The sequence below is a fragment of the Mesorhizobium sp. LNJC394B00 genome (assembly GCF_000502555.1).
Taxonomy (GTDB): domain Bacteria; phylum Pseudomonadota; class Alphaproteobacteria; order Rhizobiales; family Rhizobiaceae; genus Mesorhizobium.
The window spans coordinates 1-24698 of record NZ_AYWH01000005.1; the positions used below are offsets into that span (position 1 = coordinate 1).

A 24698-nucleotide genomic window follows, 5' to 3' on the forward strand; every position below is an offset into this window, starting at 1 on the left:
TCCGAACCGGATAGATAGGTAACAGAATGGACCGATAGCATGGGTGACAGTTTTCTTGTCCGCCGGAGGACCGGCGATGGTTTGGCGAGAGACTGGCATCATGGACGAGCGGCTACGGTTTGTTGTGGAGTGTCTTTCTGGGGATGAGACGATGGTTGCGCTTTGTGCGGCCTACGGGATCTCACGCAAGAACGGCTACAAATGGCTAGGACGCTATCGGACGTTTGGGCCTGAGGGTTTGCACGACCTGCCGCGAGCCCCGCTCAATCATGGCCGGGCGACAGCTCAGGATCTGGTTGAGCGGATTGTGGCGGCCAAGGAGCTGCATCCGNGGGTCCAAAGAAGATCGTGGCACGGCTCAGGCGCACGGCTCCCGAGTTCATGTGGCCTTCAGCCTCGACGGTCGGCGCGATCCTTGCGCGGCATGGGCTTGTCCGCGCCCGCAAGCGACCCCGCCTGCGGGCCTGCGGCAATGGACCCTGGCCACAGCCGCAAGAACCGAACGCGGTGTGGACTGGCGATCACAAGGGCTGGTTCCGGACCCGCGACGGCTGGCGTTGCGAACCCTTGACGGTGATGGATGCGTCGAGCCGCTATCTTCTGGCGCTCGAAGCGACGGGGTCGACGGCCGATAGCGAAGCCTGGCCGGTGTTCGAACGGCTGTTTGAAGAGCATGGCCTGCCGGATCGCTTCAGAAGCGACAATGGCCCGCCCTTCGCATCGGCCGGCGTCACCGGGCTGACGCCGCTTGTCGTGCGCTTCATCAAGCTCGGCATCACCTTGGAGCGGATCGCACCCGGCAGGCCACAGCAGAACGGACGTCACGAGCGCTTTCACCTGACCATGCTGCCGATGGCCGAGGCACCGGAAGCCGACCGAACGGCACAGGGCCAGGCCTTCGAGACCTTCCGCCACAGCTACAATGAGGAACGTCCCCATGAGGCNGGCGGACGCATAGGGGGAGAGAAGTGTCACCTATGTATCCGGTTCAAAGTGTTACCCATCTATCGGCTGGACAAGGGTGAGGGGCAGCGCAACATCAAACATAAATACCCCAACGCCGGTGCCGCCCCTCATCCGGCTGCCGCCACCTTCTCCCCGTATAGTGACGGGGAGAAGGGAGACACTCTGGCAACACTCACCTTCTTCGGTTAGCTTCGCCAAAATTCCTTGGCGGAAGGATGAACCTTTTTGAACCGATCGGCGACAGAGCAGACAGGAGCCAGGCGGCTCGACCGGCCATGACGGCAGCGACCGAGACTGATCGCGCGCTTGTCGACCGGGTCGCGAAGGGCGACCGTGCCGCTGTTCGGCTGCTGTTCATGCGTCACCACGCGCGGGTCTACCGCTTCGTGGTGCGCCAGACGGGATCGGAAATGATGGCCGACGATATCGCAAACGAGGTCTTTCTTGAGCTGTGGCGCCAGGCGCCCGGTTTCGAAGGGCGCTCGGAAGTCTCGACATGGCTGCTCGGCATCGCCCGCTTCAAGGCGCTGTCGATGCTGCGCAAGAAAAAAGAAGACTGGATCGATGACGACGATGCGGCGCAGGTTCCCGATGGCGCCGACACGCCGGAAGTCGCCACCATGAAGGAAGACAAGGGCGCCGCCTTGCGGCGCTTCGTCGATGCCTTGCCGGAGGAACACCGCTCGGTGGTCGACCTTGCCTATTACCATGGACAGTCGGTGACGGAGATCGNGGAGATCGGCGAGGTGCTCGGCATCCCGGTCGCCACCGTCAAGACCCGAATGTTCTACGCCCGCAAGAAACTCGGCGAAGCCCTCAAGGCCGCCGGTTACGACAGGGGGTGGCCATGAGCAATCCTGAAGATATGAGCGCCGCTGGAAAAATGTCACGCCGTGACGAAATGGAAACGCTGCTGCCGTTCTACCTGAACGGCTCGCTGGAAGGCTCGGACCTCGAAGCCGTCGAGGAATGGCTGGCGAGCGATCCGGCGGCGATGGCGGCGCTTGGCGAGGCTGAGGCGGAATTCTCCGGCGCCACCGCCGCCAACGAGGCGATCCGGCCACCGGCCGATGCGCTCAGCCGCTTTGCCAGGGCGCTCGACGCCGAAGCCGGACCGGTCCGCGCTCCCGCGGGCCGTTCCTGGCTGGCGCAGGCACTCGGCCGGTTCACGGCGATGCCGGCCACGGTCGGCTGGGCGGCAGCGGCGGTGCTGCTGGCGTTGGTCGTGGTGCAGTCCTACGTGCAGACCGGCGGCAAGAGCCATGATTTCGAGGTTGCCGGCGCCGAGGATGAGCTGACGAAACTGCCGTTCGCGCTGGTCAAGTTCAAGCCGGATGCGAAGATGTCCGACATCGCCGCCTTCCTCGACCAGAACGCGCTGAAGATCGCCGGCGGGCCGACCGCCTCGGGCGTCTTCCGCATTGCTATCCCGGTCAAGACCGGAGCAGACTACACCAAGCTCGTCGGTCTTATTGCCGCCCAGCCGTTCGCGGAGACTGTGATCGAGGGAAGGAAACCGGTTGATGGCAGCTAGGGCGGTCATTCGATTTGCGGCGATCCTGGTGGCGGCGACGACAATCGTCGCCGTGCCGGCGTCGGCGCAGACCAATGATCCCAATGCCGGCCGGGCCGACTGCACCGACGCGGCCGGAGCGGCGGCTGCCGACTGCCCGAAAGACGGCAATGAGGCCAACGTCGGCGGCGAACCAGGCGCAGTTACCCTTCCGGCCCTGATCGTCGACCTGTTTCCCAACCCACCGGCTCCCGTAGCGCCCGTGCCGACGCCACGGCCGTCAGCGCCGCCTGCCGACACGCAGGCCGGGCCACCCGCCGGCGGGGCGATCGTTTCGCCGACCGATCTTGTCGCGACCGCGCCGCGCCGTGCCATCGCCGGCGAGTTCGTGCCCGACGAGGTGCTGGTGACCGTCGACGGCGATGCCGGCGCCGTCCAGCAGATCGCCGCCTCCTTCGGCCTTGAAGTGCGTTCGCAGCGCCAGTCGCGGCTGCTCGGCACCACACTGGTGCGCTTCGGCATTCCCGACGGCCGCACAGTCGGCGCCGTGCTGGCGCAGCTGGCCGCCGATGGCCGCACCCTGCGGCGCGAGCCAAACCATATCTATTCGCTGCAGCAGGCGGCCGGCATCGTCAACTATGCCTTCGAGCGCATTCAGCTCGACAACAAGCAAGCCAGTGGCGAAAACGTGCGCATCGCCGTCATCGACACCGGCATAGACGACACCAATCCGGCGCTTTCCGGCGTCATTGCTGATCAGTTCGACGCCATGCCCAACGTGCCGGTCGAAAAGCGTGACCACGGTACCTCGGTCGACGGGCTGATCGCCGGCGTCGGCCCGCTCGAAGGCATGGCGCCCGGCGCCAGGATCTATCACGCCCGCGCCTTCGAGGACGGCAAGTCGACCATGGATGTCATCCTGTCGGCGCTCGACTGGGCGGCGGACCAGAATGTCAGCATCATCAATATGAGTTTCGTCGGCCCCAAGAACGACCTGCTCGCCACCGCCTGCCGCAACGCCCGTGGGCTCGGCATCATCCTGGTCGCGGCGGCCGGCAACAACGGGCCGAAAGCGCCCTATGGTTACCCCGCCGCCTATGAGGGCGTGATCGCGGTCACCGCCACCGACGCCAAGGACGGGCTGATGCAGCAGGCCAATCGCGGCGCCTATGTCTTCATCTCGGCGCCCGGCGTCGAGATGGTGGCGCCGAGCGGCGCCGGCTCCGACGTCGTCACCGGCACCTCGTTTGCCGCCGCGATCGTGTCCGGCGCTATCGCCAATTTGATCCACGCTTCACCCGAGCGCTCCGCCGACGACATCGAAAAGGCGCTGGCCGCCACCGCCAGGGACCTTGGCCCGAAGGGGCGGGACAATGATTTCGGTTATGGGCTGCTGGATACGAAGGCGGCGGCGAACAAGTAAACCGGGCGAAATTCGCGCCACCAATTCAGAGCGCCGGGCCCAGCCGGACAGGGCTGCCATCATGGAAGCGCGACAGCCGGAAGCGGCTGAGGTCGTGCCCGGTCTGGTTTCCCTGGATCAGGTCGGCAACGACACGGCCTATGCCAGGCCCGATACCGAAGCCGTGACCGCTCATTCCCGTCGCGACGAAAAGACCACCGACGGCCGCCACATGATCCACGATGGGGACGACGTCCGGCATGGCGTCGATCATGCCGCCCCAGCCTGCCTTCAGGCGAACCCTCTCGAACTGCGGAAAGAGGTGCTTGAACTTGCGTTTTATCGAACGCAGACGGGCCGGTTCAGGGGCCGGGTCGAGCACCCGCATTCTCTCGAAAGGGCTGTGCGAATCCGGCGCCCAATCGCGCGGCGTCGACCAGGCATCGGGGTAACCTGACGGCGCGAACGGAAAGTAGCGTGTCCCCAGCGGATTGTCCCTCAGCGCAGGAAGATATTTGGTGGCGTGCCGGAAGGCGTCAGGTCCCAGGTAATGCAGATGGCTGCCGCCCGCGGCGAGCGTATACCCGCCATCCTGCCGGCGCCTGAAAGCGATGTGTTCGTCAGTCGCCGCACCTGCATAGATTTCAGCCAAGGGGTCCGTTGCGGCTGCGGTTACCCTGACGCTGAGCTGGGGGATGGAGACGCCGTGTCTTCTCAGGAACAAGGATGACCAGGCACCTCCCGCGACCAGCACGCTGGAGGCCTCGATATACCCCGTCTCGGTCCACACGCCCTTGACCTTGCCGCCTGAGATTTCGAGGGTTCGCGCTGCGCAATTCTCGACGATTTTGACGCCTTTTCGCACGGCGAGCCGGGCAAGTGCGGGCACCGCCAGCCAAGGCTCCGCGCGCATGTCGGAGGGCGTCGTCATCGCGCCCTTGAATTTGCGCGACATGCCTTTGATGAGTGTCGCGGTTTCGTCTGCATCCAGGAGACGGGTGTCGAGCGCATGGATCGCGGCGATCTTCATGAAGGCTTCGAAGCCGGCCATGTCCTTGTCGGTCTTCGCCAGGTAGGTCACACCTGTCTGGGTCAGGCCGATGTCCTCGCCGCATTCCTCAGCCAGTTGCCGCCACAGGCGAATAGCCTCGATGACGATGGGCAGTTCATCCGCGTCTCGTCCCTGCTTTCGGATCCAGCCCCAGTTTCGGGACGACTGTTCGGCCGCAATGCGTCCCTTTTCCAGCAGCGTCACCGGGATGTTCCGCTGTGCCAGGAAAAGCGCTGTCGTTACGCCGATGATGCCGCCACCGACAATGACCACCTCCGACGCTTTCGGCGGCGGGCCAGGATGCCGGATTGGATCCGTTTCGGAGAACGGGAATGTGGGCAAGTGGCGCACCCTGAGGACTGGTTGATGGCTCTGGCTTACTGGTTGCCACCCACTAGAAGCCAAATCAAGGACAGGTCCAGGCAGACCGTTGTCCCAACAAAGTCAATCTATCTGCGGGCAACATCCACAAGGGTGAACTTGCCCAGCGGAGCGATGGATTAATCCCTAGACCGGGGCGCCTGCGACCGAACCCCTGACCACAAGGTCGACTGGCCAGACCTCGCCTCGCGCCCCTTCTTCCAAGCCGGAAATGCGCGCTGCCAAGCGTTCGGCGATGCGGGCGCCGGCCAGGCGGATCGACGAGCGCGTCGTCGACAGCGGCACGGAAAAATTCTCCGGCTTCAGCCATGGGAAAACGTCGTCATGGGCAATCAGCGACAGGTCGCCGGGAATGGTCAGGCCAAGGTCGCGCACGGCGCGCACGACGCCGAGCGACATGATCAGGCTGGAGCAGGCGATCGCCGTCGGCGGTTCGCTTTGTTCGAGCAGGCGCCTGGCGGCGCGATAGCCGTTCTCCTCGGTCATCGTCACCGAGCAGACATGGCGCTCGCCGAGCGTCAGGCCGCTCGCGGCCAGCGCCCTGCGCATGCCGCGCTCGCGGTGGATGGCGAAGGTCTCGCGGTCGTCGCCATTGATCAGCGCCAGCCGCCGGTGGCCGAGCTGAACCAGCAGCCGGGCCGCATCGTGGAAGCCGCCCTCATTGTCAATGTCGGTGAAGGGGTAGTCGAAATCGGAACCCTCGCTGCGGCCATGGACGATGAAGGGAATGCCAAGCGTGTTGACCAGCGCCACCCGCCGGTCGGCCGGGCGCGGCGAGGAGATGTAGACGGCGTCGACCTGTCGGTTGGCGACGATGCGGCGATAGGTGGTTTCCTGGTCGTCGGCATCGGCCGGCGACAGCACCAGGTCGAGCTCGTGCGAGCGGGCATAGTCGCCGAGGCCGGAGAGGAATTCGACGAAATGCGGGTCGATGTCGACGGAGGCGCCCGTCGGCAGGACATAACCGATCATGCCCGTCTTGCCGGTCGCCAGCCGGCGCGCGCTCGGGTTGGGCCGGTAGCCGTGGCGCTTGGCGGCATCCACCACACGCCGGCGGGTTTCCTCGTTGACCTCGGGATAGCCGTTGAGCGCACGGCTTACCGTTGTCTGCGACAGGGCCAGCATATGAGAGAGCTGCTTCAGGTTCACTGGGAGGCCTCCAAGCCTCAAAGCGCTTTTAATTTTGAAGCCACGCGGCGCCACAACGGGCGCGGCCAAGCTGGTCGACCATACGCACTGGTCCGGCCAGTTTGAAGCTTAATACGCTGCTGCACCGCCGTAAAACTATGCTGCAGTGCACTTTACCAAGTCTTCCAGCTCGAAATTAAATCGATTAGCTCACCGCCCTCTTGACTTGCAGCCGATTCAATGGCGAGATCAAAAAGACCAAAGCGCTTTGGAAGACTCTTCGAAAGGTTGCGGTTCCTTTCTGAACGAGTCACAGTCCTGCAGCGTCGGCGGGCGGAATGGAGGTTCCGTCCGGGTGTATGTGTCCACACTGGGAGGAATACCGATGAAGAAGATGCTTCTGCTTGGCGCAGCGTTTGCCACGCTCGCCTTGTCCCTGCCGGCGCAAGCCGAACTGAAGTTCAAGCCCGGGGAAGATAAGCGCTTCAACTGGGCCAATTACGAAGAGCTGAAGAAGGTCGATCTCAAGGGCGAGACGCTGACCATCTTCGGGCCCTGGCGCGGCGAGGACGAAGGCCTCATCCGCACTGTTCTCGAATATTTTCAGGAAGCCACCGGCGCCGAGATCAAATACTCCTCGTCGGAAAATTACGAACAGCAGATCGTCATCGATACCCAGGCCGGCAGCCCGCCCAATATCGCCGTACTGCCGCAGCCGGGCCTGATCCAGGATCTGGCGTCCAAGGGCCTTTTGACGCCGCTGGGCGACGACACCGCCAAATGGATCAAGGACAATTACGGCGCCGGCCAGTCATGGGTCGATCTCGGCACCTTCAAGGACAAGGACGGCAAGCCGGGCTTCTTCGCCTTTCCCTACAAGGCCGACGTGAAATCGCTGGTCTGGTACTCGCCGGACAATTTCGAGGAAGCCGGCTACAAGGTTCCCAAGACCCAGGAAGAGCTCGCCGATCTCGAGAAGAAGATCATCGCCGACGGCGGCACGCCGTGGTGCATCGGCCTCGGCTCAGGCGGCGCTACCGGCTGGCCGGCGACCGACTGGGTCGAAGACATCATGCTGCGCACCCAGGCGCCCGACGTGTATGACAAGTGGGTAAAGAACGAGATCCCGTTCAACGATCCGGCGGTGGTCAACGCCATCGACATTTTCGGCAAGATCGCGACCGACGACAAGATGGTCGACGGCGGGGCCAAGGCGGTTGCCGCGACCGACTTCCGCGACAGCCCGAAGGGCCTCTTCTCGGTGCCGCCGAAATGCTACCTGCACCATCAGGCATCGTTCATCCCGACCTTCTTCCCGGAAGGCACAAAGGTTGGACAGGACGCCGACTTCTTCTACTTCCCGCCCTATGCATCCAAGCCCGAGCTGGGCACGCCTGTGCTCGGCGCCGGCACGCTGGCCATGATCACCAAGGACTCGAAGGGTGCACGCGCGTTCATCGAATTCCTGAAAATGCCGCTGGCACATGAAATCTGGATGGCCCAGGGCGGCTTCGTCACGCCGCTTAAGTCGGTCAACAAGGATGCCTATGCCAGCGACGCGCTGAAGAAGCAGGGCGATATCCTTGCCAATGCCTCGACCTTCCGCTTCGACGGTTCGGACCTGATGCCGGGCAAGATCGGCGCCGGCGCCTTCTGGACCGGCATGATCGATCTGGTCGGCGGCAAGTCGGCGCAGGATGTCGCCACCGACATCCAGAAGAGCTGGGACGCTATCAAGTAGTCAGCTGGCAAGCAGTCAGCTGGCAAGTAACCACTGCCAAGTAATCAGCCGCTTTGGCGGCAAATTCAGGACTTCCTCCACAGACTGGGTCCGGGCCGCTATGGCCCGGATCCGACCGGCGCCTTACGCCGGACCGATTTGCGTTCGTTCGTTTCAGAATAACTTAAATCGGCGCAGAGCCACATCGCCAGGGCTGTTCAAGGCCCGGCCGATCATGCGCAGGGAAGAGGGACCCATGGCTGCTCAGATCTTATCGGCCATTTTTGTCATCATCATCGGCGTCGGCGGCTGCGTCGCCTATTTCTGGGGCGCCAACAAGCTGGTCGACCTGATATTCCCGTCGCGCGGCGTGGCCGGGGCTGCGGCCATCGACAATCTGCGCCGGCAAGGACTGGTCCGTCCGTGGCTGTTCGTCGGCCCGGCGATGATCATCCTCACCGTCTACCTGATCTATCCGGTGGTGGCGACGCTCTGGCTGTCCTTCCTCGACCGCGGCGGCCAGCATTTTGTCGGCTTCGCCAACTATGAATGGGCGTTCGGCGACCGCGAGTTCCGCAACTCGATCCTGAATAACATCATCTGGCTGGCGGTGGTGCCCGCCGCCTGCACCTTTCTAGGGTTGATAATCGCCGTGCTCACGGACAAGATCTGGTGGGGCACAATCGCCAAGAGCCTGATCTTCCTGCCGCTGGCGATCTCCTTCGTCGGCGCCAGCGTGATCTGGAAATTCATCTACGAATATCGCGGCGAGGGCCAGACGCAGATCGGCCTGCTCAACGCCATCATCCAGTATTTCGGCGGCCAGCCGCAGGTCTGGATATCGCTGCCGTTCTGGAACAATTTCTTCCTGATGATCATCCTGATCTGGATCCAGACCGGCTTTGCCATGGTCATCCTGTCTTCGGCGTTGCGCGGCATCCCCGAAGAGACGCTTGAAGCCGCGGTCATCGACGGCGCCAATCCGTTCCAGATCTTCTGGAAGATCATGGTGCCGCAGATCTGGGGCACCATCGCCGTGGTCTGGACGACGATCACCATCCTGGTGCTGAAAGTGTTCGACATCGTGCTGACCATGACCAACGGCCAATGGAACAGCCAGGTGCTGGCCAATCTGATGTTCGATTGGATGTTCCGCGGCGGCGGCGATTTCGGCCGCGGCGCCACCATCGCCATCATCATCATGATCGCGGTCATCCCGATCATGGTCTGGAACATCCGCCAGGCGAACAAAGAGACGGGAGGACATTGAGATGGCCGTCGCGACCGGAAAGTCCTTTGCCAGCCGCTTCGGCGTCCACATCGCCGTGCTTGTCTTCGTCGCCGTCTGGACCGTGCCGACGCTCGGCATCCTGGTCTCGTCGCTGCGCGACAAGGACCAGATCATCGCCTCGGGCTGGTGGAACTCGTTCTCCAGCTCCAGCCAGACTGAAGCCGGCCGCCTGCCGCCGGCCTCGGCGCAGGTCGAGAAGGACGGCAAGTTCGTGCTTGCCGGCAATATCTTCGGCGACGGTGCTGCGCGCAACATCAGCGCCTTCGGCGTCAAGTCGGCGGCACCGACGCAATATCCGGCCGGCACCACTGCCGATCTCGGCGACGGCGTGACCTTGCAGCTCAATGCCGACGGAACGTTCGTCATGAGTTCGCCCAAGGCTTTCGAAGGCGACCGTGGCCAGCGCGTCTATTACGCCTCGTCGGCGCCACCGAAATTCACCACCGACAATTACAAGACCGTGCTGTTTTCGGAGGGCATCGGCCGCTCGTTCATAAACTCGCTGACCGTCACCATCCCGGCGACGGTCATCCCGATCCTGATCGCCGCCTTCGCCGCCTATGCATTGGCGTGGATGCGTTTTCCCGGCCGCGCCTTGCTGATCGCCACAATCATCGGCCTGCTGGTCGTGCCGCTGCAGATGTCCTTGATCCCGCTTTTGAAGATCTACAACGGCGTCGGCATCTTCTTCGGTGTGCCGTCGAAAACCTATCTCGGCATCTGGCTGGCGCATACCGGCTTCGGCCTGCCCTTCGCCATCTATCTCCTGCGCAGCTATATTGCCGGCCTGCCGCGCGAGATCATGGAATCGGCGCGCATAGATGGCGCCAGCGATTTCGAAATCTTCGTCAAGATCGTGCTGCCGCTGTCCTTCCCGGTGCTGGCGTCCTTTGCAATCTTCCAGTTCCTGTGGGTGTGGAACGATTTGTTGGTGGCAATGGTTTTCCTCGGTACCGAAGGGGACCAGATCGTGCTGACCGCGAAGCTCAACGCGTTGCTCGGCTCGCGCGGCGGCGACTGGGAAATCCTGACGACATCGGCCTTCGTCACCATTATCGTGCCGCTGATCGTGTTCTTCTCGCTGCAGCGCTATTTCGTCCGCGGGCTGCTGGCCGGCTCGGTCAAAGGAGGTTGAGACTTATGCAAGCCGCTTTGAAGGCGACCTCGAAGCCCGATCTCGCCGTCGATCGCGACTGGTGGCGGGGCGCGGTGATCTACCAGATCTATCCGCGCTCCTATCAGGACTCCAATGGCGACGGCATCGGCGACCTCAAGGGCATCATCCGCAGGCTGCCCTACATCGCCTCGCTCGGCGTCGACGCCATCTGGATTTCGCCCTTCTTCAAGTCGCCGATGAAGGATTTCGGCTACGACGTCTCGGACTATTGCGACGTCGACCCGATGTTCGGGACGCTCGCCGATTTCGACGCGCTGGTTGCGGAAGCCCATCACCTCGGCCTCAAGGTGATGATCGACGAGGTGCTGTCGCACACCGCCGACAACCATCCATGGTTCAAGGAGAGCCGCGCCAGCCGTAGCAATCCCAAGGCCGATTGGTATGTCTGGGCCGACGCCAGGCCGGACGGCACGCCGCCCAACAACTGGCTGTCGATCTTCGGCGGCTCGGCCTGGCAGTGGGACACCAGCCGCCAGCAATATTATCTGCATAATTTCCTGTCCGAGCAGCCGGACCTCAACTTCCACAATCGGGAAGTCCAGGACGCGCTGCTCGACGTCACCCGCTTCTGGCTGGAGCGCGGCGTCGACGGCTTCCGCCTCGACACCATCAATTTCTACTTCCACAGCCAGGGGCTGGAGAACAATCCGCCGCTGCCGCCCGAAGAGCGCAACGACCAGACAGCACCTGCGGTCAATCCCTACAACTACCAGGACCATATCTACGACAAGAGCCGGCCGGAAAACCTTGCCTTCCTCGAACGGTTCCGGGCGCTGCTCGACGAATATCCGGCGGCCGCCGCGGTCGGCGAAGTCGGCGATTCGCAGCGTGGGCTGGAAGTGGTCGCCGCCTACACCGCCGGCGGCAAACGCGTCCACATGTGCTATTCCTTCGATTTCCTGGCGCCGGAAAAGATCAGCGCCGCCAAGGTGCGCCAGGTGCTGGAAGCCTTCGGCAAGGTCGCCAGCGACGGCTGGTCGTGCTGGGCCTTTTCCAACCACGACGTGATGCGTCCGGCCTCGCGCTGGGCCGCCGACGAGGCCGACCCGGCCGCCTATCTGAAGGTTATCTCGGCGCTGCTGATGTCGCTGCGCGGTTCGGTCTGCCTCTATCAGGGAGAGGAGCTTGGGCTGGGCGAAGCCGAGTTGCAGTTCGAGGATCTGCAGGACCCCTACGGCATTCGCTTCTGGCCCGAATTCAAGGGCCGCGACGGCTGCCGCACGCCGATGGTGTGGGATGCAACCGCCAGCAATGCCGGCTTTTCGACGGCCAAGCCCTGGCTGCCGGTGCCGGGCAAGCACTTGTCGCAAGCGGTCAATGTTCAGCAGGGCGACGCGGCCTCGCTGCTCGAGCACTACCGGCGCTTTCTCGGTTTCCGCCGCCAGCATCCGGCCCTGGCCAAAGGCGACATCGAGTTCATCGAAAGCGAGGGCGACACCGTCGCCTTCACCCGCCGTGAGGGCAATGAGCAGATCGTCTGCGTCTTCAATCTGGCCAGCAAGCCGGCCGAGGTCGATCTCGGTGGTCAGGCGCTGCTGCCATTGGCCGGGCACGGTTTTTCGGGACAATCCGGCACAGGTTCCATCCGCCTCGGCGGCTACGGCGCCTGGTTCGGGCGCATCGACTGAGTTTTTGACGAAACTGGATTTTTTGAGGAAATCCAGGTTCTCTAGGGAAATCACTGGGAGGAAATTATGGCCGATGTCACGCTGAGACAGGTGAAGAAATCATACGGCAATCTGCACATTCTCCACGGCATCGACCTCGACATAAAGTCGGGCGAGTTCATCGTCTTCGTCGGCCCGTCGGGTTGCGGCAAGTCGACCTTGCTGCGGTCCATCGCCGGGCTTGAGGAGATCACCTCCGGCGAGCTGAAGATCGCCGGCGAGGTGGTGAACGACGTGCCGCCTTCCAAGCGCGGCATTGCCATGGTGTTCCAGTCCTATGCGCTCTATCCGCACATGACCGTCTACGACAACATGGCCTTCTCGATGAAGATCGGCAAGGAAAGCAAGGCCGAGATCGACAAGCGGGTGCGGCAGGCCGCCGAAATCCTGCAGCTGACCAAATATCTCGACCGCCTGCCCAAGGCGATGTCGGGCGGCCAGCGCCAGCGTGTCGCCATCGGTCGCGCCATCGTGCGCAATCCGAAAGTGTTCCTGTTCGACGAGCCGCTGTCGAATCTCGACGCGGCGCTGCGCGTCGCGACCCGCATCGAGATCGCCAAGCTCAAGGAATCGATGCCTGCCACGACCATGATCTACGTCACCCACGATCAGGTCGAAGCGATGACGCTCGCCGACCGCATCGTCGTGCTGAAGGATGGCCATATCGAGCAGGTCGGCACGCCGATGGACCTCTACAAGAAGCCCGGCAATCTGTTCGTTGCCCAGTTCATCGGCTCGCCGGCCATGAACATCCTGCCGGCGACAATCGACAGGACGGGCAACCCGACAATCGTCAGCCATGTCGGCGGCCGCAAGGCAACGGTGCCGATCGCAACGCCGGCGTCAGCAAAGGGTGCGGCAGTCAGCTTCGGCGTGCGGCCGGAGGATCTGTCGGCCGCCACCGGCGCGGAATATCTTTTCGAGGGCGTGGTAGACTATGTCGAGCAACTCGGCGAGGTGCAGCTTGTCTATGTCGATATCGGCCGCGCTGACCTGCCGTTGGTGACCAAGCTGCCCGGCAATGTCGAGGTCAAGCGCGGGGCAAAGCTGCGACTGACCGCGGATGCCGGGGACCTGCACATCTTCGACGCCGATGGGCACTCCTTCTCGCTCAAGCCGGTGGAAGTGAAGGCGGCTTGAGATAGCTGCGTCGTACAGGCATGAAAAAAGAGCGGCGGGCCAGGCCCGCCGCTCTTTTTTTAAGCTTCGGCTGTTAGTTGTTGCCGAACCGATCCCTGTCGCTGCTCTGAGGAACGAACTTCTGTTGGTCGTTCGACGAGTTCAGCAGCTTGTAGACCGCCGAGTTGGTGCCGGTCGACGAAGTGCGGGTGGTGTCGACGGCAGCGGCCGGCTGGTTGGCGCCATTGGAGCCATAATTGTCGCTGCCGGCAAAGGCAGCGCTCGAAATAGCCAGAACGGCTGCGGTGGCAAGAACGATCTTCTTCATTTTAGTCTCCTGAATTTTTCTGATGCCGCCAGCTGCAGCGGATAAGCCCGCCACGTGCTGGAAACCGGCTTTTAGCGGCCGAAAAGGTTACGGTCGGCACCGTGGGCAGGCGCCTGCTCGGCTGGAGCCGACTTCTCAACCGAAGCCGTATGGCCACTATCGGTCGACGTAATCGCAGGCTGGTTGGCGCCGTTCGAACCGTAGTTGTCGCTGCCGGCGAAAGCGCTGCCGGAGATGGCCAAAACGGCGGCGGCAGCAAGGATGATCTTTTTCATTTCAATACTCCTGAATTTTTTGGGATCCCGAGAGCGACGGGTTAGCCGCCCTTCTTTGGTCGGGATCAGCGATTGCCGTAGAGGTCGCGGTCGGCGCCCTGAACGACAGGCTGCTTGTCAGCGTGCGCCGGCTTCTGAATGGAAGCCGTATACGAGCTGTCGACCGAGACGGCTGGCTGGTTCGCACCATTGGAACCGTAATTGTCGCTACCGGCGAAGGCGCTGCCGGTGATCGCCAAAACGGCTGCGGCAGTGAGGATGATCTTTTTCATTTTTAGTACTCCAGTTTGTCTGGCCGTCTAGCGGCGTGTCTTGGGAGGAATTCGCGTCGTTCGGACAGCCCCGATGTGGGAAAGCCATAGGCTGGTTTCCAATCACGAAGTTGTTCCGTGTGGACCACGGTCCTGCACCTTGAAATTGTGCCAGGAAGTTCCTCTATGGTCATTTATCGCATTGTTTTCAGTTGCTTATGTCGAACCGAGTGGTTCGCTCCGGTGTCGGTTTCCGGGCCGTCGTTCACACCGTCCTGCACGCATTGTCAACAGAAACGAACCGTTCGGTTCGATTAGAGATTGCTAATAGTAACTTTTCGATACCGTTGAGCCCTTTTTGCCCCCGATCGGAACTGGATCCGCAGCGATTCGAAACGGCGATGATAGCGCCGCAAGACAGGATCTCAGCCCTTCGGTGGTCGGCGGGGCGTATGCCGCGCGTGTCGCGCCGCATGGATATGATGTCGCTTTCATGCCGACGTCGCGATCGCTGCCGTGATTAGATGATCGCATCTCAGGTGCCGCTTCGTGACGACGCAGCGGAGAATTGGGAAGCCGGTCAGAATCCGGCGCTGCCCCCGCAACGGTGGTGGAGTTGAAGTCGCAACGGGAGACCACTGGGCAGCAGCCTGGGAAGGTGTCGCGATGGTCCGCAAGGACAACTCCAGAGCCCGGAAACCAGCCCGAGATGCATAGACTCGACTGATCGCGGTGGGCGGTCAAGAGGTGGATAGTGCATGTCCGGCGCCGCGCCGGCCTGCGTCCGATCCTTCCTCCATCACCACCAAGTTCAGTCCTTAAACCACGAGGACAGAACTATGGATACGCGCAACGACATGCTGAGGCTCCTGAACGGCCGCAAGCAAGGCTTTTCGCTGGAACAGCCCTTCTACACCGACCCGGACTATTTCAAGCTCGACATGGAGCTTATCTGGTATCGCGACTGGCTGTTCATCGGCCATGATTGCGAACTGCCGAAGCCCGGCAGCTATATCACCGTGCAGATCGGCGATTATCCGGTGGTGCTGGTCCGCGACCAGAAGGGCAACATCAACGCCTTTCACAATTCCTGCCGCCATCGCGGCAGCCGTGTCTGCAACACTGAGAAGGGCATGGCGGCAAAGCTTGTCTGCCCCTATCACCAGTGGACCTACGAGCTTGACGGCCGGCTGCTGTTTGCCCGCCAGATGGCCGACGGTTTCGACAAGAGCCAGTTCGGCCTGAAGCCCGTCGCCTGCGAGAGCGTCGGCGGCTACATCTTCATCTGCCTGGCAAAAGAACCTGCCGACTTTGCCCCGATGCGCGCCATGATAGAGCCCTACCTCAAGCCGCACCGGCTGAATGAAGCCAAGGTCGCCTTCGAGAGCACCATCATCGAGAAGGGCAACTGGAAGCTGGTCTGGGAAAACAACCGCGAATGCTATCACTGCGCCGGCAATCATCCAGAGCTGTGCAAGACATTCCCCGAAGCGCCGACGGTGACCGGCGTGCAGGGCGCCGACAGCGATCCGGAGATGCTGGCGCACTGGGCGAAATGCGAGGCGGCGGGCCTGCCGAGCAAGTTCCGCATCGATCCGGCCGGGCAATACCGCGCCACCCGCGCGCCGCTGCTGCGCGATGCCGTCAGCTACACGATGTCCGGAAAGCGCGCGGTGACGAAGAACCTGTCCGACACTGTTGCCGCCGACCGCATCGGCACCTTGATGCACTACCACTATCCGACGACCTGGAACCACATACTGATCGACCATGCGGTCACCTTCCGGGTGCTGCCGATCAGCGCCACCGAAACCGCGGTGACGACCAAGTGGCTGGTGCACAAGGATGCGGTCGAGGGGGTCGACTACAACCTTGAGGAGCTCACCCATGTCTGGACCGAGACCAACGACCAGGACCGCCGCATCGTCGAGGAAAACGCCTTTGGCATCCTGTCTCCGGCCTATGAGCCCGGCCCCTATTCGGAGCTGCACGAGGGCGGCGTGATCCAGTTCGTCGAATGGTACGCGGCCTTCATCGGCCCGCGCCTTGCCGAAGGCGGCCGGCCGGCGCTACGCAGCGTCGCGTGAGCTGGAGCAGGCGAAGAGGGACCAGAGGATGAATGCGATGACGGATCTTGGGCTCTATCGCCATCTTGACCAGATGGCGCCGTGGAACGATAGGCTGCAGGTGCTGGAAGTGATCGGCGTCAGCGACGAGGCGCCCGACGTCAAGACCTTCACCTTCCGCTCCGACAACCAGACCTGGTTCCGCTACAAGCCGGGCCAGTTCCTGACGCTGGAACTGCCGACACCGGACGGGCCGCTGATGCGCACCTACACGCTGTCGTCGTCGCCATCGCGGCCGTTTTCGATCGCGGTGACGATCAAGGCGCAGGCCGGCAGCATCGGCACGCGCTGGATGTTCGACCATCTGGTGCCCGGTTCGCATGTCAAGGCCTACGGACCGGCCGGCGACTTCTCGTTGCACAGCCACCCGGCGGCCAAATACCTGTTCATTTCCGCCGGCTCCGGCGTGACGCCGATGATGTCGATGCTGCGCTGGCTGAACGACTGCGCGCCATGGACCGATGTCGGTTTCGTCAACTGCGCGCGGCGTGCCGAAGAGATCATCTTCCGCAAGGAACTCGAACTGCTCGGCGGCCATATGCCCGGCCTGTCGCTCGGCTTCATGATCGAGGAACGTTCCAGCCGCGAAGGCTGGTACGGCCATATGGGCCGCATCGATGCGATCCGGCTGCCCTTGCTGGCTCCGGACTTCCGCGAGCGCGAAATCTTCTGCTGCGGCCCCGATCCGTTCATGCGCGCCGTGCGCGGCATGCTGGATGCCGCCGGCTTCGACATGACGAAATACCATCAGGAGAGCTTTGCCGCGCCTGTGGTGGAGGAAATTCCGGCGCCGTTTGCCTCCCCGGTCGAGGACGGCATCGCTGCACCTGTCGAAGCCGTGACGCCGATCCGCTTCTCGCTTTCGGAGGTCGACGCCGGCTGCGTCGCCGGCCAGACCGTGCTGCAGACCGCGCGCAGCTCGGGCGTGCGGATTCCCGCCGCCTGCGAGTTCGGCCTGTGCGGCACCTGCAAGGTGAAGAAGGTCTCCGGCGAAGTCGAGATGAGCCACAATGGCGGCATCCTCGACCACGAGATCGATGACGGTTTTATCCTTGCCTGCTGCTCGAAACCATTGTCGGCGCTCGAAATCGAGGCTTGAGCCGGTCGACTTCGCCGCAACGGTCGCCGACGCAGGCGTTGTATTCGCGGGTCTTTGTCTTGCCAACCAACGGCCAAGTGATTTAGACGCACTTAGGAAGGGCTTGGCAGACCGTGAAGCCGGCGCATCCCTTCAGGGCGCATGGGACGGGGGACAGAGCGATGCAACAGCGGGTCTACGCGGTCGCAAGCAAGGACATCGTTTTCGAATCATTCGATGGCGAAGCCGTCGTTCTCGATCTTTCGAACGGCAAGTATTTCGGCTTTTCCGATTCCGGCAGCCGGGTCTGGCAGGCTTTGTCGTCCGGCGTCGCCACTGAAGCGCTGGTCGGAGCTGCCGCGGGCGCCGCAAAAATAAGCCTGGCCGACCTCGAAAGCTTCGTTGCCCGACTGCTCGATTTCGGGTTGCTTGCGCCAGCCGAAACACCGGCACAACCGCTTTCGGGCGAGCTGTCGTCTGCGCTTGCTGCCAGCAATGAGCCGCTCAAGGTCGATGTCCATGACGACCTTGCCGATCTCATCATTGTCGACCCGATCCATGAGGTCGAGGAACCTCTCGGCTGGCCGGCGGTGAAACAGGCATAATCGTTTCCCTAAAGCGCGTCGCGTTTGAAGGACTCAGGCGACGCGGTTTAGATCTTTTATTTTATGCATGTCGTCGTCTCAAAACCGGGGCCACCCCGAGCGACATGCATCAGGCGACCCGGCGCAATTCTGGACGCTGAACAACCAACACATGCCTTTGATCACGCTGCAAACCCTGCCGGATTATGCCCGCCATGTGCTGGCGGCCGCGGAAAGCGCCGCCGCATTCTATCCCGTTACCGCCAGCGTGCGGTTGCCGGGACTGGAGCTGAGTGTCCACCTCGACCATGGCACGCTGGCGGAAGCCATGAGCCATGCCTTCATACCGGCCCCGGAAAATCCGTCTGCATCTGACGGCTGCCGCATTTTCGTCGCCCACCCGGGCATCGATGGCGTCCTCGCCCCGGCCACCTGGGGCCGAGGCGATTACAACCATCATGCCTTTGCCAACCGGCTGGAAGAGGCCGGATTGCGCGGCAGCTACTATCATGACCTCGATTTCTGGCAGTTCCATGACCCGCAACGCCATGTCGGGGCGCAGCTGATGATGGCGGCCGAGGCCTTTCCGCCATGGGAACAGGCGGCGCCGCTGCGCGCCTTCCTGCATTGGGAATATGCGGCGCGCGGCATGCGGCTTACCCATGCCGGCACGCTGGGCATCGATGGCAAGGGCGTGTTGCTGGCGGGCTCCGGGGGAGCCGGAAAATCGGGAACAGTCGTCGCCGGCCTGCTCAATGGGCTCGATAGCGTCGGCGACGACTATGTGCTGATCGACCGGACCGGGGGGGTGACGGCCTATCCGCTGTTTGCCACGCTCAAGCAGGATCCGGAGGGCTTCAAGCGGCTGAAGCTGGAGGAGCGGCTAAAGTCGTACCAACCGCTGAACTGGCAAGGCAAGCATGCCTTTCACATCAACGAGATCGCGCCTCGACCAACTCCTCCAAGTCTGGACATTATTGCTTTGATAGTGCCCCATATCAGGGGAGGTGCGAGAAGCTCGGTCATGCCCATATCGCGCAAGGATGCCATGATCGCCCTGGCGCCGTCAGGAATCGTGCAGATGCCGGGCGAGCGGGAAGCGGGCTTTCGCTTTTTCAGCGAGCTTACCCGCGATCTGCCATGCTACCGGCTGTCGCTGGGGACCGAGCCGCGCGAGATCGCCGGCACGATTGCGGATTTCGTCCTTCGGGGCTCCGCATGAAGTTGAGCGTCATCGTGCCGGTCTGCAATCGGGAGATCTATGTCGTTTCGACGTTGCGGTCCCTGCTCAGGCAACGCGACGATGCCGATCTCGATATCATCGTTGTCGACGATGGCTCGACGGACAGCTCCGTTGAAGCAGTCCGCGCCATCATGCGGGAAGCGTCGTGCATCCGCCTGTTCCAGCAGGCAAACCAGGGCGTGGCCAACGCGCGCAACACAGGGCTGAGGCAGTTGCTGCCGCAAACCGAACTGGTGTCGTTCCTGGATTCGGACGACGTCTCGCCGGCTGGACGATTCAAGGCTGGCCTACCCCTGTTCGCGGCCGACCCTGCGCTCGAGCTGACCTACTCGCTGATGACGCGCGTCGATCTCATGGACGACGAAGCCCTGCAGCCGGCACGGGGCGGCGCAGGTCCCACCGTGCGCGGCGTCAGCCTTAGCGCCGGGATATTCCGCAGGGCACTCATCGACCGTACAGGTGCTTTCGACGAGGAGTTCCGGCAGGGCGAAGACGCCGACTATCTGCTGCGCATTTTCGAAACCAGCCCAAAGCACATTTTTCCCGACACCGTCGCGGTATACTACCGGCGCCACCCCGGCAATTTGACCAAGCAAAGGGATGTGGCGGTGCGCGAATATCTACGTGTAATTCAGAAATCCTTGCGGCGGCGCAAGGCCGATCCGTCGCGGCGCCCGGTCGAGGGGCTTTTCGAGATCAAGCGCCCGGCAGAGTGGTGAAAGAATGAACAGATCACAGCCTGGAATGCGTGCGTGAAGCTGAGCGTGATCATGCCGGTCTACAACCGCGAACGCCATGTCGGCTCGGCGCTGCGCTCGCTGCTGAGGCAGCGCGATGCCGCCGATCTCGACATCATCGTTATCGATGACGGTTCGACCGACAGTTCGGTGGCGGTCGTGCGCTCGCTGATCGCGGAGGCGCCGTGCATTCGCCTTTTCCAGCAGCAGAATGCCGGGGTGACGCGGGCACGCAACGCGGGCTTGCGGCAATTGCTGCCGCAGACCGGGCTGGTATCGTTTCTCGATTCCGACGACATTTCCCCGCCGGGCCGCTTCAAGGCGGATCTGGCCTGTTTCGACGCAGACCCCACCCTCGAGCTCACCTATTCGCGCATGACGCTGGTCGACGACATAGATGACGATACGCTGGAGCCGACAGCCGACAGCCACTCGGTGACGGTTCGCGGCATTCACCTGTCTCCCGCTATCTTCGTCCGGCGGTTGGTCGAACGCATCGGCAGCTTCGACGAGGATTTCCACCAGGCCGAGGACACCGACTATCTGCTGCGCACTTTCGAAAGCGGGCCGAAATTCACGATGCCCGACACTGTTGCGCTCTATTACCGGCGCCATCCCGGCAACATGACCAGGCAGGCCGATGTTCCTTTTCGCGAATTCATGCGCGCCGTCTACAAGTCGATGAAACGGCGCGAGGCCGACCGCTCCTTGCACCCTGTCGACGGCATCTTCGATTTCAAGGAACTTGCGAATTGGCGTTTCCTGTGATGGCCAGCTACGGCGTCGTCATTCCGGCCTTCAACGCGACCGCCACCATCGCCGAGACGCTGCGATCGGTCGCGGCCCAGACGGTCCAGCCCGACGCCATAATCGTAGTCGATGACGGCTCGACCGACGATACGGTCGCGGTGGTCAATGCGCTGGGCATGCCGGTGCGGGTGTTGCGCCAGGACAATGCCGGACCAGGCAGCGCCACCACCAGGGGCATCGCCGCGCTGGCGACGCCCTTCGTCGCCACGCTCGATGCGGACGATCTGTGGCTGCCGACCAAGATCGAAAGGCAGCTGGAGCATTTCGAGCGGTTTCCCGCGACGGCAGGCGTCTTTGCCCACTGGCGGACGTTTCGCGATGACAAGCCCGATGTGCAACAGGACGTGGCGGTGGCGGGCTGGTCGCGCACGACGATGATGATCCGCCGGGAGGTGGCCGAGGCCGTCGGTCCGATCATCGACCCGCAAGGCGGTCGCGGCGACATGGTCGACTGGATCGCCCGTGCCCGTGAGGCGGGCTTTGCGCTTGCCATGCTCGACGATGTCCTGACCTTGCGCCGCATCCGGCCCGACAGCATGTCCTATGGACGCGACCCCGTGCGCGACCGCGGTTATGTCGAAGTCGTAAGGCTGGCCATGCAAAGGCGAGCAGCGAAAAAGGCGAGCGCCGACTGATGGCCAATGCCATGCGCCGTATCGGCCGTCGGTTTCCGGACTATGGTTGGTCATGGCCCACTGGCGGCCTAGACCAGTTGCTGAAGGCCGCATTGCTCCCCGATGAAGAGGCGGCCGGGGGCTATGCGGCGCGCTGGCTCGATGAGAACGACATCGACCATGCTGCCTTCCGAGAGCATCGGCTGCTGGCCGCGATCTCCGACAAGTTCGGCCGCAAGCTCGCTGGGCATCCGGCCTATCCACGTCTTGTCGGCCTGCAAAAGATGCTGTGGACCAAATCGCGGCTGGCTGCGCGCGAGGCCGAGCCGGCGCTACAGGCCATGATCGACGCCGGCTGCGCGGTGATGCTTATCAAAGGCGCCAGCCGCATCGCCGTCAACGCGTCGGCGCAGCGCGGCCGGGTGGCGCATGACATCGACATGCTGGTGCGCCCGCAGGCCATGATTGCCGCCTTCGATGTGCTTAGCGAACGCGACTGGCAGATCGCCACCGGCGTCAGTCCGCAATATCTGCGCACCAGGCTGGCGTCCTTGCGTTCGATGAATTTTTTCAAGGGCAGTTTCGGCGACATCGACCTGCACCAGCTCGCTTATGACGGGTCGCAGCAAAGCGCGGAAGATGATCTGGCGATCTGGCAGCGGGCGCTGTCAGCCGATTTCAATGGCGTCCGCGTGCTTGTTCCCTCTCCGGCCGACCGCATGGCGCTCGCCATCGCACATGGCGGCCTCGATGCCCACACCCACAGCGACTGGCTGGTCGACTGTGCGGTCGCCATCGAGAGTGGCGCAGTCGACTGGGGCGTGTTCGCCGACGTCGTCGCCAAGCGGGGCCTCGCCGTCGCCGCGGCGGTGGCGCTCTCCTATCTCTGCCTGGAGATCGGCATCGCGGTGCCGGAGGCCGAACTTGCAAAGACGATTGAGTTGGCCGACCGCGCCGGCCTGTCGCGCTGGTCCTCGGTGCTGCAGGCCAAGCCGCGCACCGATTTCGGCGGCCTCGTTTGGCTGTCGCGAGGCTTTGCCAAGCAGTTGCGCCTCAAACGCAAGAAGGGCCGCCTGCAGCAGCCGACGCCCGCCGTCTGGCGCGGCAGGCCGACATTGCGCAAGGCAAGAGCGACGCCGGAACCGTTCGCGCTTTCCCAGCCCCTGCCGCGTCCGGACAGGACTGGAGAGATGGTGCTGGACGTCACCGTCAGGATCGTCGTTCCACCAATCCGGCGCCGCATCGAGATGGAAATCAATGCCGGCGGCGGCCATGTCGCCCGCCTGCGTTCCATGGTGATCAGCCGCGCCGGCGGCGGACGTGTGCTGCGCTTTCGCGGCAAGGTAACGGTGGACGACACCGGCCGGCCTCTGGTGATCGAGGCACGGCCATCGCGCCAGTTCCGCAACTGGGACAATGAGGCCGAAGTCGCCGCCTATGGCGCGCTGCCGTTCCAATTGCTGTCGGCAAGGTTTTCACCCACCTGAGAGCGGGTGGCTGTTTCCATGAAACGGTGAACCACTGTGGCCCTCTCAGACGCCATAGCGCTCGGTGCGGATGATTTCCGCTGGTATGCCGGCGTCGATCAGCGCCTGGGCAGCCGCCGAGACGAAGGCGTTCGACCCGCAGACGAAGGCGAGCGCCGGCGGCCGCGGCAGCCGCGTGAGCGCCTGCATGACCATTGCCGTGTCGATGCGCCTCGAATAGTCGGACGGGCGCCGTGCCGCCTCGCGCGTCAGCGTAAGCACCAGCTCGAACCCGTCGCGGCGGTCACCGAGACCGATCAGCTCGTCGCGGAAGATCACCTCGTCCCAGACCCGCACCGAAAACATCAGCGCCACCGGCACCGCCGATTTGCGCAAGGTTCGATGCCGCACCATCGCCATCAGCGGCACCACGCCGGAGCCGCCGCCGACCAGAAGCAGCGGCCCGCCATCCCCATCGGACCAGACGAAATGGCCGCCGAGCGGCCCGCGCAGTTCGATCTCGTCACCGACCGCGGCGATGTCGTGGAAGAAGGGCGAGACTTCACCGTCGTCGAGCTTCTCGATCGCCAGCTCGATCGTGGCGCCGCTCTCCGGCGCCGAGGCGATGGAATAGGAGCGGCGCGCCTGGTAGCCGTCAGGCGCCGTCAGCCTGACGTCGACATGCTGTCCGGCGCGATAGGCGAATGGCCGTGACAGCGCGAAGAAGAAACTGGTGACGCGTGGCGTCCGCTTTTCGATCCGGGTGATTTTCGCCGTCTGCCAGGGAGATTGCGGCGCTTCGCTCATGGATCGCCGCTATAGCGCTGCTCGCGCCACGGGTCGCCATAGATGTGATAGCCGCGCAATTCCCAGAAGCCCGGCTCGTCGCGCTCGGTGAACTGCAGCCCGTTCAGCCATTTGGCCGATTTCCAGAAATAGAGATGCGGCACCAGGAGCCGCGCCGGGCCGCCATGGTCGGCAGTGATCGGCTTGCCTTCATAAAGGAGCGCCACCATCGCCTTCCCCGCGGTGAGATCCTTGGCCGGCACGTTGGTGGTGTAGCCGTCATAGCCATGCGCCAGCAGGAAGCCGGTCGGCGCTTCGATGCCGGCATCGGCAAGGATGTCGTCGACCAGCACGCCTTGCCAGGCGGTATCGAACTTGGTCCAGGCGGTAACGCAATGGATGTCGCGCGTCATCTTGGTCAAGGGCAGCGCGTTGAACTCGGCCCAGTTCCACTTCTTGATCGGGCGTGGCCCGTGCCTGAGCGTGAACGACCAGTCCTCGGTGCGCACGCGCGGCGTCGGCCCCGCCGACAGCACCGGAAAGCCCTGTTCGAGATACTGACCGGGCGGAATGCGCGCATCGGTCTCCGTCGGAGGCTTTCGACCGGAGGAAAAACCGCGAGTGACCATTTGACTGTCCGTTTTTAGCAGGCCATTGCCGGCCTGCCGTAATGTTCTCGAAGATGTCGCGGCGGGCAACAGGAATTTCGGCGGCCGTGCGGCAGGCCTGTCGGTGGTCCGGCGAGCCTGCCATGATGTCTCAACCGGCGGCGAAGGATACGGCGACGAAGATTTGCGCGTCGCCGCGATCGATCAAAAGCAGCACCGACTTCCGGCCCGATCTGCCGGCCTCGGCGATCGCCTGGTTGGCTTGCCGCGCATTCCGCACCGGCGACTGGTCGACGGCGACGATGACGTCGCCCGGCTGCAGGCCGGCATTGGCGGCTGCCTTGTCCGGACGCTCGACCACGGCGCCACGCTGGTTC

Annotated in this window: 23 protein-coding genes, 2 pseudogenes and 1 riboswitch; of the genes and pseudogenes, 17 read left to right on the plus strand and 8 right to left on the minus strand. The window is 63.2% G+C overall.

Features of this window, described 5'->3' with window-relative positions; genetic code table 11:
• Nucleotides 1–76 precede the first annotated feature (76 nt).
• The 4 genes and pseudogenes from X751_RS1000000168620 to X751_RS146600 form a co-directional block, all read left to right on the plus strand.
• Nucleotides 77–944 (plus strand): annotated as a pseudogene (locus tag X751_RS1000000168620) (helix-turn-helix domain-containing protein); the annotation flags it as partial.
• 297 nt (nucleotides 945–1241) lie between these two features.
• Nucleotides 1242–1817 carry a sigma-70 family RNA polymerase sigma factor gene (locus X751_RS146610; protein ID WP_023745151.1) on the plus strand — a complete coding sequence of 192 codons (576 nt, stop codon included), beginning with the start codon at nucleotides 1242–1244 and terminating at the stop codon, nucleotides 1815–1817.
• Between the two features lie 14 nt (nucleotides 1818–1831).
• Nucleotides 1832–2500, plus strand: coding sequence for a hypothetical protein (locus X751_RS146605; protein WP_023745152.1), 669 nt, complete (start codon nucleotides 1832–1834; stop codon nucleotides 2498–2500).
• Nucleotides 2490–3902, plus strand: a complete 1413-nt coding sequence (locus tag X751_RS146600) for a S8 family serine peptidase (protein ID WP_023745153.1) — start codon at nucleotides 2490–2492, stop codon at nucleotides 3900–3902. Before X751_RS146605 ends, X751_RS146600 begins: the two co-directional genes overlap by 11 nt.
• A gap of 25 nt (nucleotides 3903–3927) precedes the next feature.
• Here the strand turns inward: X751_RS146600 and X751_RS146595 are convergent, their stop codons facing one another.
• Together X751_RS146595 and X751_RS146590 are read right to left on the minus strand one after the other, a co-directional pair.
• Nucleotides 3928–5274 (minus strand): FAD-binding oxidoreductase, encoded by a 1347-nt coding sequence (locus X751_RS146595; protein WP_023745154.1) that lies wholly within the window; start codon nucleotides 5272–5274, stop codon nucleotides 3928–3930.
• A gap of 165 nt (nucleotides 5275–5439) precedes the next feature.
• The gene (locus X751_RS146590) at nucleotides 5440–6462 is read right to left on the minus strand and encodes a substrate-binding domain-containing protein (protein WP_023745155.1); all 1023 of its coding nucleotides are present in this window, start codon (nucleotides 6460–6462) and stop codon (nucleotides 5440–5442) included.
• 364 nt (nucleotides 6463–6826) lie between these two features.
• On the opposite strand from X751_RS146590, the gene X751_RS146585 reads away from it, so the two are divergent.
• The 5 genes from X751_RS146585 to ugpC all read left to right on the plus strand — a co-directional run bounded on the left by X751_RS146585 (nucleotide 6827) and on the right by ugpC (nucleotide 13436).
• Nucleotides 6827–8182, plus strand: a complete 1356-nt coding sequence (locus X751_RS146585) for an ABC transporter substrate-binding protein (protein WP_023668892.1) — start codon at nucleotides 6827–6829, stop codon at nucleotides 8180–8182.
• A gap of 235 nt (nucleotides 8183–8417) precedes the next feature.
• Nucleotides 8418–9431 carry a sugar ABC transporter permease gene (locus X751_RS146580; protein WP_023668891.1) on the plus strand — a complete coding sequence of 338 codons (1014 nt, stop codon included), beginning with the start codon at nucleotides 8418–8420 and terminating at the stop codon, nucleotides 9429–9431.
• 1 nt (nucleotide 9432) lies between these two features.
• Nucleotides 9433–10587 carry a carbohydrate ABC transporter permease gene (locus tag X751_RS146575; protein ID WP_023668890.1) on the plus strand — a complete coding sequence of 385 codons (1155 nt, stop codon included), beginning with the start codon at nucleotides 9433–9435 and terminating at the stop codon, nucleotides 10585–10587.
• A 5-nt stretch (nucleotides 10588–10592) separates the two neighbouring features.
• Nucleotides 10593–12257, plus strand: coding sequence for an alpha-glucosidase family protein (locus tag X751_RS146570; RefSeq protein ID WP_031205894.1), 1665 nt, complete (start codon nucleotides 10593–10595; stop codon nucleotides 12255–12257).
• Nucleotides 12258–12323: 66 nt separating this feature from the next.
• Entirely contained in the window at nucleotides 12324–13436 is a 1113-nt protein-coding gene (ugpC, locus tag X751_RS146565; RefSeq protein WP_023668888.1) for a sn-glycerol-3-phosphate ABC transporter ATP-binding protein UgpC, read from the plus strand.
• 73 nt (nucleotides 13437–13509) lie between these two features.
• On the opposite strand, the gene X751_RS146560 is transcribed toward ugpC, so the two are convergent.
• The 3 genes from X751_RS146560 to X751_RS146550 all read right to left on the minus strand — a co-directional run bounded on the left by X751_RS146560 (nucleotide 13510) and on the right by X751_RS146550 (nucleotide 14290).
• Nucleotides 13510–13743, minus strand: a complete 234-nt coding sequence (locus tag X751_RS146560) for a DUF680 domain-containing protein (RefSeq protein WP_023668887.1) — start codon at nucleotides 13741–13743, stop codon at nucleotides 13510–13512.
• 71 nt (nucleotides 13744–13814) lie between these two features.
• A complete protein-coding gene (locus X751_RS146555; RefSeq protein ID WP_023668886.1) occupies nucleotides 13815–14018 on the minus strand; it encodes a DUF680 domain-containing protein in 204 nt (67 codons plus the stop codon).
• A gap of 65 nt (nucleotides 14019–14083) precedes the next feature.
• A complete protein-coding gene (locus tag X751_RS146550) occupies nucleotides 14084–14290 on the minus strand; it encodes a DUF680 domain-containing protein (protein WP_023668885.1) in 207 nt (68 codons plus the stop codon).
• 499 nt (nucleotides 14291–14789) lie between these two features.
• Nucleotides 14790–14992, plus strand: a riboswitch (cobalamin riboswitch).
• A gap of 116 nt (nucleotides 14993–15108) precedes the next feature.
• On the opposite strand from X751_RS146550, the gene X751_RS146545 reads away from it, so the two are divergent.
• The 8 genes from X751_RS146545 to X751_RS146510 all read left to right on the plus strand — a co-directional run bounded on the left by X751_RS146545 (nucleotide 15109) and on the right by X751_RS146510 (nucleotide 22948).
• On the plus strand, nucleotides 15109–16356 hold the full coding sequence (locus X751_RS146545; protein ID WP_023668884.1) for an aromatic ring-hydroxylating dioxygenase subunit alpha: 1248 nt from the start codon (nucleotides 15109–15111) through the stop codon (nucleotides 16354–16356).
• 37 nt (nucleotides 16357–16393) lie between these two features.
• Complete coding sequence (locus X751_RS146540) at nucleotides 16394–17494, plus strand: hybrid-cluster NAD(P)-dependent oxidoreductase (protein WP_023690258.1); 1101 nt, start codon at nucleotides 16394–16396, stop codon at nucleotides 17492–17494.
• A gap of 161 nt (nucleotides 17495–17655) precedes the next feature.
• Nucleotides 17656–18078, plus strand: a complete 423-nt coding sequence (locus tag X751_RS146535; protein WP_023696905.1) for a PqqD family protein — start codon at nucleotides 17656–17658, stop codon at nucleotides 18076–18078.
• 151 nt (nucleotides 18079–18229) lie between these two features.
• Nucleotides 18230–19279, plus strand: a complete 1050-nt coding sequence (locus X751_RS146530; RefSeq protein WP_023745156.1) for a hypothetical protein — start codon at nucleotides 18230–18232, stop codon at nucleotides 19277–19279.
• Nucleotides 19276–20019: a glycosyltransferase family A protein gene (locus tag X751_RS146525; RefSeq protein WP_023745157.1), complete on the plus strand. Its 744-nt coding sequence runs from the start codon at nucleotides 19276–19278 to the stop codon at nucleotides 20017–20019. Before X751_RS146530 ends, X751_RS146525 begins: the two co-directional genes overlap by 4 nt.
• 33 nt (nucleotides 20020–20052) lie before the next feature.
• On the plus strand, nucleotides 20053–20805 hold the full coding sequence (locus X751_RS146520; RefSeq protein ID WP_023684291.1) for a glycosyltransferase: 753 nt from the start codon (nucleotides 20053–20055) through the stop codon (nucleotides 20803–20805).
• A complete protein-coding gene (locus X751_RS146515; RefSeq protein WP_245261955.1) occupies nucleotides 20790–21482 on the plus strand; it encodes a glycosyltransferase family A protein in 693 nt (230 codons plus the stop codon). Before X751_RS146520 ends, X751_RS146515 begins: the two co-directional genes overlap by 16 nt.
• Nucleotides 21482–22948: a nucleotidyltransferase family protein gene (locus X751_RS146510; RefSeq protein WP_023745159.1), complete on the plus strand. Its 1467-nt coding sequence runs from the start codon at nucleotides 21482–21484 to the stop codon at nucleotides 22946–22948. The genes X751_RS146515 and X751_RS146510 overlap by 1 nt, the downstream gene beginning before the upstream one ends.
• A gap of 45 nt (nucleotides 22949–22993) precedes the next feature.
• Here the strand turns inward: X751_RS146510 and X751_RS146505 are convergent, their stop codons facing one another.
• The 3 genes and pseudogenes from X751_RS146505 to X751_RS146495 form a co-directional block, all read right to left on the minus strand.
• On the minus strand, nucleotides 22994–23734 hold the full coding sequence (locus X751_RS146505) for an FAD-binding oxidoreductase (RefSeq protein ID WP_023745160.1): 741 nt from the start codon (nucleotides 23732–23734) through the stop codon (nucleotides 22994–22996).
• Nucleotides 23731–24342, minus strand: coding sequence for a sulfite oxidase-like oxidoreductase (locus tag X751_RS146500; RefSeq protein ID WP_023745161.1), 612 nt, complete (start codon nucleotides 24340–24342; stop codon nucleotides 23731–23733). The genes X751_RS146505 and X751_RS146500 overlap by 4 nt, the downstream gene beginning before the upstream one ends.
• 130 nt (nucleotides 24343–24472) lie before the next feature.
• A pseudogene (locus tag X751_RS146495) lies at nucleotides 24473–24697 on the minus strand (PDZ domain-containing protein); the annotation flags it as partial.
• Nucleotide 24698 lies beyond the last annotated feature (1 nt).